Source organism: Microcoleus sp. AS-A8, assembly GCA_039962225.1.
Classification (GTDB): domain Bacteria; phylum Cyanobacteriota; class Cyanobacteriia; order Cyanobacteriales; family Coleofasciculaceae; genus Allocoleopsis.
In genome coordinates this window covers 1-11899 of sequence record JAMPKV010000031.1, presented here as the reverse complement: position 1 = coordinate 11899, position 11899 = coordinate 1, and the positions used below count along the sequence as shown (strand labels likewise).

General features: G+C 47.9%; 10 protein-coding genes, 1 tRNA gene and 1 pseudogene. 9 read left to right on the top strand and 3 right to left on the bottom strand.

Going from position 1 to position 11899, the window contains the following annotated elements; all coding sequences use genetic code 11:
* Positions 1 to 25: 25 nt before the first annotated feature.
* From glgA to NDI48_28410, 8 genes are all read left to right on the top strand, one after another.
* Positions 26 to 1498: a glycogen synthase GlgA gene (gene glgA / locus NDI48_28445; GenBank protein ID MEP0835096.1), complete on the top strand. Its 1473-nt coding sequence runs from the start codon at positions 26 to 28 to the stop codon at positions 1496 to 1498.
* A 135-nt stretch (positions 1499 to 1633) separates the two neighbouring features.
* Positions 1634 to 1707: transfer RNA gene (locus tag NDI48_28440), tRNA-Asp, on the top strand.
* 265 nt (positions 1708 to 1972) lie between these two features.
* Positions 1973 to 2392, top strand: a complete 420-nt coding sequence (locus NDI48_28435; GenBank protein MEP0835095.1) for a hypothetical protein — start codon at positions 1973 to 1975, stop codon at positions 2390 to 2392.
* Between the two features lie 122 nt (positions 2393 to 2514).
* A complete protein-coding gene (gltX, locus tag NDI48_28430; protein ID MEP0835094.1) occupies positions 2515 to 3963 on the top strand; it encodes a glutamate--tRNA ligase in 1449 nt (482 codons plus the stop codon).
* Positions 3964 to 4075: 112 nt separating this feature from the next.
* Positions 4076 to 4630 carry a hypothetical protein gene (locus NDI48_28425; GenBank protein ID MEP0835093.1) on the top strand — a complete coding sequence of 185 codons (555 nt, stop codon included), beginning with the start codon at positions 4076 to 4078 and terminating at the stop codon, positions 4628 to 4630.
* Between the two features lie 20 nt (positions 4631 to 4650).
* A complete protein-coding gene (locus tag NDI48_28420; protein ID MEP0835092.1) occupies positions 4651 to 4851 on the top strand; it encodes a hydrogenase maturation nickel metallochaperone HypA in 201 nt (66 codons plus the stop codon).
* Between the two features lie 94 nt (positions 4852 to 4945).
* Positions 4946 to 5443, top strand: a complete 498-nt coding sequence (locus NDI48_28415) for a hypothetical protein (GenBank protein ID MEP0835091.1) — start codon at positions 4946 to 4948, stop codon at positions 5441 to 5443.
* A gap of 4 nt (positions 5444 to 5447) precedes the next feature.
* Entirely contained in the window at positions 5448 to 5846 is a 399-nt protein-coding gene (locus tag NDI48_28410; GenBank protein MEP0835090.1) for a PIN domain-containing protein, read from the top strand.
* Here NDI48_28410 and NDI48_28405 read toward each other — a convergent pair.
* The 3 genes from NDI48_28405 to uvrC all read right to left on the bottom strand — a co-directional run bounded on the left by NDI48_28405 (position 5843) and on the right by uvrC (position 11505).
* Positions 5843 to 8788, bottom strand: coding sequence for a CHAT domain-containing protein (locus tag NDI48_28405; protein MEP0835089.1), 2946 nt, complete (start codon positions 8786 to 8788; stop codon positions 5843 to 5845). The two genes, NDI48_28410 and NDI48_28405, sit on opposite strands and share 4 nt — an antisense overlap.
* Positions 8789 to 8935: 147 nt before the next feature.
* Positions 8936 to 9589, bottom strand: a complete 654-nt coding sequence (locus NDI48_28400; GenBank protein ID MEP0835088.1) for a transposase — start codon at positions 9587 to 9589, stop codon at positions 8936 to 8938.
* Positions 9590 to 9627: 38 nt separating this feature from the next.
* Complete coding sequence (gene uvrC, locus NDI48_28395; GenBank protein ID MEP0835087.1) at positions 9628 to 11505, bottom strand: excinuclease ABC subunit UvrC; 1878 nt, start codon at positions 11503 to 11505, stop codon at positions 9628 to 9630.
* 268 nt (positions 11506 to 11773) lie between these two features.
* Between uvrC and NDI48_28390 the strand changes: the two are divergent.
* Positions 11774 to 11899, top strand: a pseudogene (locus tag NDI48_28390) (ISKra4 family transposase).

Here is an 11899-nt window from a genome sequence, read left to right as displayed (position 1 = left end):
TTTTGTTACTGAGTCAGGAGGAAAAATGTATATCGTACAAATCGCCTCTGAGTGCGCTCCCGTCATCAAAGCTGGAGGCTTAGGCGATGTCGTTTACGGACTAAGTCGGGAGTTAGAAATTCGGGGGAATACGGTAGAACTGATTCTGCCGAAGTACGACTGCATGAGGTACGACCATATTTGGGGACTCCATGATGCCTATCGTGATTTATGGGTACCCTGGTATGGCGGCGCAATTCACTGTTCTGTCTATTGCGGATGGGTACACGGGCGGCTGTGTTTCTTTATTGAACCCCACTCTCCAGATAATTTCTTCAACCGGGGCTGTTACTACGGTTGCGACGACGACAATATGCGGTTTGCCTTCTTCAGCAAAGCCGCTTTGGAATTTCTACAAAAGAGCAATAAGCGACCTGATGTGATCCATTGTCATGACTGGCAAACTGGCTTAATTCCCGTCATGCTGTTTGAGGACTACAAGTATGAGATGGGAAATCAACGGGTTTGCTACACCATCCACAACTTTAAACATCAAGGGATAGGTGGTACAGAGGTTTTGTGGGCAACGGGATTAAATAATTCATCTTATTACTTCCAATACGATCGCCTGCGTGACAATTTCAACCCCTTTGCCTTGAACTTCATGAAAGGGGGCATTGTTTACTCCAACGCCGTAACCACCGTTTCGCCCCATCATGCCTGGGAAGCTCGTTTCACTCCGATTGGATATGGATTAGGTCACACCTTGCATGTGTACCAGGAGAAGTTCACCGGGGTACTCAACGGCATTGATAATGATTTCTGGAATCCTGAAGTAGACCGCTACATTCCTCATCACTACAGTAAGGAAGACCTAGAAGGCAAAGCCAAGAACAAAAAAGCCCTGCGGGATCGGCTTTTGCTGCGCGATGTCGATAAACCCCTGATTGCCTACATCGGTCGTTTAGATGACCAAAAAGGCGTTCACCTCGTCCATCATGCCATCTACTACGCCCTCCAGCGGGACGCGCAATTTGTCCTCTTGGGTTCAGCCACAGAACCGGGAATTAACGCCCATTTCCAGCACGAAAAGCGCATTTTGAACGATAACCCCGACGTTCATTTGGAGCTTGGCTTTAACGAAGAATTGTCCCACCTGATCTATGCCGGGGCCGATATGATTGTCGTTCCCAGCAACTACGAACCCTGTGGACTCACTCAGATGATTGGGTTAAAGTACGGCACAGTGCCAATTGTCCGGGGAGTCGGGGGTTTGGTCAATACCGTGTTTGACCGAGACTACGATGAAAAATACCTGCCGGAGGAGCGTAATGGTTATGTATTCTACGACACAGACCCTTATGCCCTGGAATCGGCAATGGATCGGGCGATTGGGTTGTGGTATCAATATCCCGAAGAGTTCCGCAAACTCGTCAGTCAAGGTATGAGCTACGACTACTCCTGGAACCATCCAGGGAAAGACTATTTGGAGATTTACGAGCAAATCCGTCACAAATAAAACCAATACCCATTGCCGTAGGGGCGCACGGCTGTGCCCCTTAAACCCCCTCCAGTCAATCCCCTAAAATTGTCTTTCAAAAAAGAAGTTGACAAACTTAGAGAAGGTATGAATAATTAGAGAGGCGCAAAAATTGGGACTGTAGTTCAATTGGTTAGAGCACCGCCCTGTCACGGCGGAAGTTGCGGGTTCGAGCCCCGTCAGTCCCGTAAAAAAGAGGAATAAGTGAGTCGGTTAGTTGATGTCCGGTGGGCAGTGCAGGTAAGCGCTAGTTATTGCGGCTGAGGCTGTGCTTGATCGCCACCCACCCACCACCAATGAATGTATTGCTTGAAAGCTAGGCGCAACTTTCAGGAATGACTCAAGCGGCTGTTGAAGTAACAGTTAGGGTTTGAGCCAGAGGCTCAGGTACCCAGTTGATGTCTTAAACGCAGGGGTATTTGCCACACACCCACCCAGAAGAAGAGACAGACAATGCGCCTAGTCACGACTTTGACAACAGCCTTGACCCTATTCGCTATCGCACTGCCCGGTATGAGTCCTGTGTTCGCACAAGAATCCGAGGTTAGCGAACGTTGGCTGACAATGGGTAAAACCCAAAAAGGGGATATCTTATCTCTGAATGTGAACTCTGTGCAAACAAAACCCCATGCTGGTAACTGGCTCTGGTTTGCTTATCGCATCACCGATGGTGTGGAAACTCGTGAACGCATAGGCTTCACAGGTGCTTGCCGCAGAGGACAGCTTGTGTCGAAGCCGATGTGGAACACCGAAATCCAGAACAAAGATGGAGTCCTTGAGGCAATCGAAATTAAGGCGGATTCTCCGGGCAGTCTCAGGTTGCTCAAAACAGTATGTTCCAAGGGCTACTCCAGAGCAGTACCTTCCAAATGAAAATTAAGCCAAGTCACGAAAACCAATGTAGAGGCACAATTCACTCTCTCCATAGCGGTGAGATACCTGCAAAGGTGATAGCTTAATATACTTAAGTTTGTAACACTAGAGAGATTCATCTTGTGACTGTTAGAGTCCGGATTGCTCCCAGTCCAACGGGAAACTTACACATCGGTACAGCAAGAACAGCCGTTTTTAACTGGCTATATGCCCGTCATCATGGCGGTCAGTTTATTTTACGCATTGAAGACACGGACTTGGAGCGATCGCGCCCTGAATATACCCAAAATATCCTCGATGGTCTTACCTGGCTGGGATTAACTTGGGATGAAGGCCCATTGTTCCAATCCAAACGTCTTGACCTTTATCGGGGTGCAATTCAAACGCTTTTGGCTCAAGGCTTGGCTTATTACTGCTACACCACAGAAGCCGAACTCAATGCCTTGCGGGAAGCCCAAAAAGCCCGGAAAGAAGCCCCCCGCTATGACAACCGCCATCGTAACCTAACCCCAGAGCAACGCTCGGCATTTGAAGCCGAAGGGCGACAGCCGGTGATTCGCTTCAAGATTGAAGATGACCGGGAAATTGTCTGGAACGACTTAGTGCGCGGTAAACTCACCTGGAAAGGCCGCGACTTGGGCGGTGATATGGTGATTGCTAGAGCCTCTAAGCAAGGCGAAATCGGTCAGCCACTCTACAATTTGGCAGTAGTTGTGGATGACATTGATATGAAGATTACCCAGGTCATCCGAGGCGAAGACCACATTTCCAATACCCCTAAACAAATTTTGCTTTATGAAGCGTTGGGGGGAGCCGTGCCGGAGTTTGCTCATACACCTTTAATTTTGAACGAGAAGGGAGCCAAGCTCTCGAAACGGGATGGCGTCACTTCCATCTCGGACTTCAAAGACATGGGATTCACGGCAGAAGCGCTTGTGAATTACATGACGTTGCTGGGTTGGTCGCCACCGGACTCGACTCAGGAAATCTTTACCTTGGAGCAAGCGGCACAAGCCTTTAGCTTTGAGCGTGTCAACAAGGCAGGGGCAAAGTTTGACTGGGCGAAGCTGGATTGGATTAATAGTCAATATCTCCACCCGATGCCAGTCTCTCAGCTTGTGGATCTGCTGATTCCTTATTGGCAAAACGCTGGATTTGAATTTGACCCAGTTGGCGATCGGGCTTGGTTAGAACAGTTAGCGGCGGTGATTGGGCCGAGTCTGTCGCGCTTACCGGAGGCGGTGGATATGAGTCGGATGCTGTTTACAGAGTCAGTGGAGTTGACGGCTGAGGCGATTGACCAAATGAAAAAAGAGGGTGCAGCTGAAGTGGTGCAAGCCATCCTTGATACTCTTGGTAATTACCCGGAATTGACGGCTGAGCAGGCTCAGGAGATTATTAAAACGGTAACGAAAGAGAAGAACGTGAAGAAAGGATTGGTGATGCGATCGCTGCGTGCGGCGCTTACGGGTGACGTGAATGGCCCTGACCTCATCCAGTCTTGGGTTCTGCTCCACCAGCAGGGACACGCTAAAGCCCGCTTGCAACAGGCATTAGCTCAGGCCGCCTGAACAGTGGTGCATGACCTTCACGCTTGAGCCATAGGCTGGTTGGAACCAAACGGTGATATCCTCGTCACTGCGTACATTAAAGCCGTTCATAGCCGTTAGAATACACAAACCAGTGAAGCAACGAGGCACCAAATTTGTCAGAACTTCTCGCTGGGTAACCCCACTCAGCCTAACGGCTTGCTTGGTGCTGGGAATGATCCCCAGTGTCTGGATTAGCACTAAAACCCAAGCCCAGCCAGCCCGCTCCCCGACGATGTTCGAGAACGTTACGATTGGACCCAAGTTTTCCCCAGAGCCTATGGTGCTTCGGGGCATCAGTGGCGGTTCGGTACCGGCGACTCAGGTGGCTGGTCGTAAAGAAACGCCAACGGGTCCGTGTGTGGGTTTTGTGGATGAATCGCCGAACCATACCATCAATCTGAAAGCCTTTTTCAACTACCTGAGTCTGCAAGTCGAAAGTCCTAAGGACACCATTATCGTCATTAGTGGGCCGGGTGGGACTTGGTGTAACGATGACTTCCAGGGCAAAAATCCTGGGATTGCGGGTCAGTGGCAGGCGGGGATTTATAAAGTGTGGGTCGGTTCTTACAATAAGAACAACTTCGACCCCTACATCATCAAAATCAGTGAAGTTCGGCTGCTCAATCCTGGCCCGTTCCGGCGCTAGGGGGCGTTAAGAAACATCAAATGTCAGAAAGTTTCTCTGAACAAGACATCTCCGAATTTGGCGAATGGCGGCAAAAAATTGAGGTAGCTAACCACAACAATATTTTTTGCCACTGTCGCACCTGTGGTGCCGAATGGGTTGACTCCTCGTTTGATGCTGTCTGTAGCTGCGGCAGTTCTGATGTGGAACGTATTTCGTGCTGGCAGTTCCCAGATGATTAAATCTTTTGACCAGTTATGAGTTAAAACTGATTGAAATCAGGAATGTTACGCTGTTGGCATCAAGCACGAATAGGTTAATTCTAGGGAAAGCTTTATGACTACAGTTACACCAGCAGAAATTGAGAAGTTTCGCTCTCAATTGGCGGAGTATCCGGAGGCGATCGCAACGCTTAATGTCATTGAGGCTTGTGAGGGAGATTTGAAACGTGCGTCTCGCGTGCTAGCACGTAGGGCAGGGGCGGAAGACGATAGGTTTGTTTCAAATTGGCTAGAGCAGGGATTACAGCAGTGCCGTCAGGTTATTTGTGAAGAAGACTTTAAGGATAACTTATTACCGGAACTGCTAGAAGCGGTGAAGAACAGTCTAGCGGCGAGTAGCCAGCCTTTCTTGGTTGCGCTAGAAACCCCAATTGCTCTATACATTGCCAAAGTAGGCATGAAGAATTTTTGTAAGTCTCCTGACTCAGTATTAGAGAGTCAAAAAAGCAAGTTTCTGCGTCTGGATTGGGCAGGGGGTCTAGCGGATTTAAAGGAGCAATATACCTCTCTGGAACTCCAAAAACAATCCTTAGAAGGATGGATTAACGAGTAATTATATGTATCTAGTGGATACGAATGTTTGGCTTGAACCCCTGTTGCAGCAAGAGAGGGCAGAAGAAGCCGTTCAATTTCTTACCCAAACTCCTACAGAAAATCTCTTTATTACCGATTTTTCTTTTAATTCGATTGGGATATTGCTGACAAGGCGAAATAGATTTAATGTGCTGCTAGACTTTGTTCGGGATGTTTTTACCGATGGTGCTGTGGGGCTAGTTCGTTTGGAGCCTCAAGACACGCCTAACTTAGTGGCAGCAATCAATCAGTTCAATCTAGATTTTGATGATGCTTACCAGTACGTAGCTGCCCAGAGACATAATCTGATACTGGTGAGTTTTGACAATGACTTCAACCGCACACCAGAAGGTAGAAGAACACCTGCTGAAATCCTCGACTAAACTCCTGTAGCTGTGAAAGCAGCCCAATAGTAAGGATTAGCAAAGGGTTTTGGCTGGCGATCGGGAGCCTGAATTTTCCTTCGAGCTTGGTCAAGAGAGTCCTGAAATTCAAAGCGATCGCCTTTGGGTAGCTGGGCAAGAATTTCATCAATTTGCAGTTGGTATTTGGTAAAGACTGCTTCAAACTCCTCACTGGTCAAATCTCGCAGCCATATCTGAGCTTGATTGAGGGCAATGGCAACCTCTCCCGCCTCTAGTTTGGGAAAGTTTCTGAGATTTTCATAAAACTTGATCATCAAGAAGCAGGTTGAGAAGTCATTCGCTAGCCAAAGGCTGCTGACGACACTAAGGGCACCAGCATATAGAAAGCCGCTGGGCAAGCCAACATACTGATCGCTGAGACCGTTGGGGCTATTTATGCCAGTTTCGCAGGCAGAGAGGGTGACAAGGCGGCATTGGCTGAGATCGAGACCAAAGATTTCCCCTAGAGTGAGGGGTTCCTCGTCAGCTAAGAGCAGCGCTGATTTTACAGGCGATTTAAAGTTAAACTTGCCGTGACAAGAGAAGTGAACGCAATGGGCAGCACGCAGATGTTGTGTGTGGGGGATGGTGCTGAAAGCATCTTTTTTCGCATTTTTTTCAATGAGAACATAGGCAGGCTCAAAGAAACGACGCACGATTTGAAGCTCTAAATTGGCATAGGTCAGGTCTTGAGTGGGGTTTTGAATTCCAAAGAGGTAGCTGAAGTCAGGGCGTTCTTGTTTTTCAGTTAGTTGTAATAGCTGGCAGCTAGGGGCATAGCGGACGCCTTGGGGGAATTTGTCTAAGAGGCACTTGTCCTTTTGGTTAGGCAAAGGCAAAGCGTGAAGGGGAAGCAGGTGCAGTAAGAAATGGGGAATCAGAATCACCCTGTCACAGCCATCTGGTATGTGAGTGAGAACTTCCTCCAAATGCAGGATTTCAGCAAGGCGGTAGAGACAAGACTCTAAGTTATCTTTCCAATGTATTTTTGAGGATTGCTCGTAGTAATGCAAATACTCATGGAGCCACTCAACAAAGGCTTGACCATCTTCTGGAGAAGATTGCCAGACGCTGATACCAGGGTTGTGGCGGGTGATGATAAAAGTGAGGAAGGTTAAGGTTTCATCCAGGATGTACCACTCAATGAGGGCAGTTTTGTCATTGGGTAGCAATGTCTGAATCTTCTCAAAGGAGATGATTTCAACCCGTTGAGTCAAGCTGAAGCTGGGTTCTATAGTCTTGAATCGATCCAGCAACTCATTGAGTTGTTGCTGCAACTGATTTAGTTCTTCCTGCAATTCGTAGTCACGGTTCAAGAGTGGGCTATCTTCACCGATGCCAAAGGCGACATTCTGTTGCATACTCTCCATCTGCCGCTGTTTGGCAGTGATTTCCCGACGCAGGTGCTTCAGTTGATTGCAGTCACTTTCTGAAGCGCCTCTGGGGCAGAGGTCGCGATTAGCCAAGAGGTCTACCAAGTTGCGGGCTTTGCTGCGCTCGACGTACTCAATCGCTTTCTCAGGTTGGTTGATTTTAATGTAGGCTTGCACAATTCTGACGTAGGCATCCATCGCTTCTGTCTGAATCTCTTGACGCCGAGTATCAGTACTAGCCCAAGCGCGGCGCAGCTCGACGGCTTCAATAGCAACGCCATACCCCTTAATGGCTTCTTCCCAACGTCCAGCGTTAAAAGCCATGTCGCCCAGGCTTTTTCCAGAGTAGAAGCATTCGATGGGAAAAGCGGTGGGTGTGAAAACTTCTAGAGCTAATTGGTAAGACGCACTCGCATTATCAACCCATCCTTCCTCTGTGTAAGCATGACCCAGATTGTATTGGGTTCTAGCCCATGTTTCTTGAAACTCCTCGCGGGTGTAAACTTTTAGGTTGTCTTGGTAGATTGCAATCGCCTGAGTAATCTGCCCTTTTTTGCGGTATACAATTGCCAGGTTGTTTTGGGTTTCTGTCCATTTTTCTGTCCCACGGCTACGGACTGTTAGAGCCTTTTCGTAAGCTGCGATTGCCTCGTCAATCTGCTCTTGGTCGCTGTAGGCAATGCCCAGATAGTTTTGCGTGTCTGCCCATTGTTCAGACAACCCCTTAGAGCTATAGAAGTTCAGGGCTTCCTTGTGAACTGCGATCGCTTGCTCAATCTGCTCTTGATCTCTGTAGGCAAGACCCAGATTGTTTTGAATAGCTGCCCTTAATTCGGGAAATTCTTCGGGGATATATGGCAGGGCATCTTGGAGAACCACAACTGCCTTTTCTATATTTTGTGGCTTGTCACCGCGAATCCGGTTACGGTAAGCTTCACCCAGATTGTTCTGAATCTTTGCCCACTTTTCTGGAAAAGCTTCGCGGATAAAAACTGTGGCAGCAATCTCGTGACCTGTAATGGCAATCTCCAAGTTATTATCTTTGCTGCCCAATCGGAACTGCTGAATTAGGAAGCTGAAATTCCCAATATCCTCCGCAATGCGTTGTGCTTCCTCTGGCTTTACTTGAGACAGATTAGCCGTTGCCCAGTGGTGCAACAGATGAGCAAAGTTGTCATCCAGCTTGTCTAGGTTCATTTGCAGAAGAGGATACACCGCTTCCAAGTTACCTATGTTGTCCAGGGTTGCCTGCAATACCTGCAAGAGGAAGTCAAGTTGAGAGTCGGAATTAGGGAGTGGGGAAGAAGAGGGGGTTGATGAGGACAATGTCAGTGCCTTAGCTAGCTGACGGGCAACATTGATTAAAAAATCAGCAGCGTTGCGATCGCCCCTCTTCTCCAAAAACTCTGCTACCTGTGCCATTGCTTGCAATAATCCAGCATCAAGCAAATCTTGGTTGGCATTCAAAATCTGCGGTTCCTCGCCAGTGGGACAATTCAGCAGCGCATTGATGAGATTCAGATAGGCTTTGCGGCGTTCTTCGTCCATATTCAGTCATCAAGGTGTAGGGGCGTTAGCGAAGCGGTAGCGAGGAACGAGCGTCAGCATTTGCGCCAATAACTTATCGGGAAGTCCTAGATTTTTGTACGCGAATGCTTCGCCCTGTCTGCGGGAAAACAATCAATCCCAATCCTTCTAATATTCGGGTTTAAATTTAAGAGGATTCTCCTCATCTTCATCCCAACTTAGAGGATTTTCCACAATGTACCGCCTGATGTTTTCATAGGCTTTCTCATTACGAATAATCTCTTCATGATAATTCCGTTGCCATAAAGTCCCTGAATTCCGAGTTATGCGGTTAACTCGGCGTGTTGCTACTGATTTGAAATTTTGAAGAATTGCTCCTATTGAACCGGATTGCGTGCCGCGAGGTGGTGATGTGTCGTTATATCCAGGAAAGGACGAAGCATTCGTGGATGAAGATTGTTGTGGTGTGTTGTTACATTTTGGCACGAATGCTTCGCCCCTACAATTAGGGTTACTGTTATTGTTACGGTTAGAGTTAGAGTTACCAGGGCTGTCGGTAATAACGATAATTCCGTGTACGTGATTGGGCATGACTACAAAAGCATCCAATTCAATTAACGGAAAATGACGGGGTAAATTCTCCCATACATCTTTAACAGTCGCACCGACAATATTTAGATGCATGACACCAGCCTGAATTTCTCCCAGTAAACATCGCCTTTGATGACAACAAATGGTGAAATAGTATGCACCTTCCCGTGTATAGTCATATCCTTTGAGACGAATTGAGCGGCGATGATGTTTTTCCGGGTTATAGTTCATATTTACCCCTTAGATGCGACCCCTTCCACGCGATCGCACTACGGATGAAAATAATCGTAAATCTCTTGCGCCAAACGCGGCCCAATACCTGAAACTTCCGCTAACTTTTGCGGCGTTGCCTCCCGAATATAATCAAGCGAGTGAAAATGCGCTAACAGTTGTTTTTGCCGATGGAAACCAAGTCCCGGAATATCATCTAACCGGGAATGACGTAACTTCTCACTCCGTTGTTGTCGGTGGAACGTCACGGCAAAGCGATGCGCCTCATCCCGCAGACGCCGCAACAGTTGCACGCCTGGTTGTTCTGCATCCGTCGGCAATGGGGTTGACTCACCCGGTAGAAAGATTTCCTCTCGCTGCTTGGCTAAACTCACCACACGCAAATCTTCCATTAAATTCATTTCTTGCAAGACGGCGACAACCGATGAAAGCTGACCTTTACCCCCATCAATCATCACCAAATCCGGCCAATCAGGATTCCCCACTCGCTGTAAGTTTGGGTCGTCTCCATACTTACGAAAACGGCGACGGATGACTTCAGCAAGGCTGGCAAAGTCATCGGAATGACCGGCTTTTACTTCTGGGTTTTTAATCTTGTAATGGCGATAGTGCTGCTTCGCCGGTTGACCGTCAATAAATACGACTTGTGAGGCTACGGCATTAGAACCCTGAATATGAGAAATATCGTAGCCTTCAATCCGGTGCGGCAAGTCTGGCAGGTCAATAATATCAGCTAAATCCTGCATGGCCTGAGTGTTGCGGTCAGCCAATTTCTGGGTGCGCTCTAGTTCATATCTGGCATTGCGCTCTACCATTTCAATCAGTTCGGCTTTGACTTGCCGCTGAGGCACTACAAGGGTGACTTTACGACCTTTGCGATCGCTCAGATATTCCGCCAACATCTCCGCTTCGGGTAACTCATGCTGCACCAAAATCTCTGTGGGAATTTCCACTGAGTCTGCGGCTTGGTAATGTTCTTCTAATACCCGTTGTAAAATTGCCCCCGATGTCCCTGATTGAGCATCAGCGAAAAACCCCAAACGTCCCACCAATCGACCCGCCCGAATCTGGAATAGCTGAATACAAGCATGTTGCTCGTTAGCGGCCAGTGCGATCGCATCCCGCGAAACCGTATCATCCGGTAAGGACACTTTTTGGTCAGCACTTAAAGACCGAATCCCGGCAATCTGGTCGCGAATCCGTGCGGCTGCTTCAAAGTTCAAGGATTGAGCGGCTTGATTCATGGTCTCGGATAAAATATCAATCAATTCCTCCGCTCGTCCCTGAAATACCATGGCAATCTTTTGGATCGTCTTACGATAGTCTTCGGCTGTAATCAGCTGTTGACACACACCCGGACAACGCCCCATATCATAGTTGAGACAGGGACGGTCTTTAAATAATGGTTGTGGACGTTGCCGCATGGGGAAGAGTCGTTTGGCTAGACGCAGAGTGGTGCGAAGTGTACCCGCATCGACAAAGGGGCCGTAGTATTTATCTTTCTCCTTCGCCAAGCGCCGGTTACGGGTGATGAAAATCCGGGGATATTCCTCTGACCAGGTAATCAGAATATAAGGATATTTCTTGTCATCTTTGAGCAGCACGTTGAAGTAAGGTTGATGCTGCTTGACAAGATTGGCTTCTAATGCTAAAGCTTCGGCTTCAGTATCGGTAACGATGAACTCAATCTCAGCGATTTGCCGCACCATCATGGCGATGCGATCGCTAAGTTTTTGGGATTCGCGGAAATAAGAACGAACGCGCACGCGCAATTTTTTCGCTTTACCAATATAGAGGATGCGATCGCTCGAATCCCGCATTAAATACACCCCAGGTTCAGTAGGAATCTCCTTGAGGCGTTTTTCCAAGCGTTCTGGCTCTTTGACGAGTGGCAGGGTTTTAGCAGAGGTCGTCACGAGAAGCTACTTCAATCTGTGAGTGTATCTCTCATGATAGAAAAGGCAGGCTTTTTTTACAGTAAGGTTTCTCCCGCCTCAAGGTGTGGCAAACCCTCAGTCTTCCTTTAGAGCAAACAATAATGTTTTTTGCCAAAAAGGTTGACTTCGCTTCTATGTGGTTTTAATTTTCGTATTCCCTGTTTCAATAGCTTCTAAGTCATAAGCAGAGTTCAGGATAAGAACGAAATCTCCCTTTGAGATGAGGCTTAGGGGGGGGAGCATCCCTGTGCGATTGCAGAGTATGTACTACGGAGCTTTTTTCGGAGATAACCAGAGTTTGATTGATTACGTCAATTCCCAACCCTTAACTAACCCATTAGTCTGTTTGGGGGATGGTCATGATGGGGTGTGG

Bases quoted from the DNA above. Each gene is read 5' to 3' on its own strand.
- glgA (MEP0835096.1), top strand. From the start codon at position 26: ATGTATATCGTACAAATCGCCTCTGAGTGCGCTCCCGTCATCAAAGCT.
- NDI48_28435 (MEP0835095.1), top strand. From the start codon at position 1,973: ATGCGCCTAGTCACGACTTTGACAACAGCCTTGACCCTATTCGCTATC.
- NDI48_28420 (MEP0835092.1), top strand. From the start codon at position 4,651: ATGTCAGAAAGTTTCTCTGAACAAGACATCTCCGAATTTGGCGAATGG.
- NDI48_28415 (MEP0835091.1), top strand. From the start codon at position 4,946: ATGACTACAGTTACACCAGCAGAAATTGAGAAGTTTCGCTCTCAATTG.
- NDI48_28410 (MEP0835090.1), top strand. From the start codon at position 5,448: ATGTATCTAGTGGATACGAATGTTTGGCTTGAACCCCTGTTGCAGCAA.
- NDI48_28405 (MEP0835089.1), bottom strand. From the start codon at position 8,788: ATGGACGAAGAACGCCGCAAAGCCTATCTGAATCTCATCAATGCGCTG.
- NDI48_28400 (MEP0835088.1), bottom strand. From the start codon at position 9,589: ATGAACTATAACCCGGAAAAACATCATCGCCGCTCAATTCGTCTCAAA.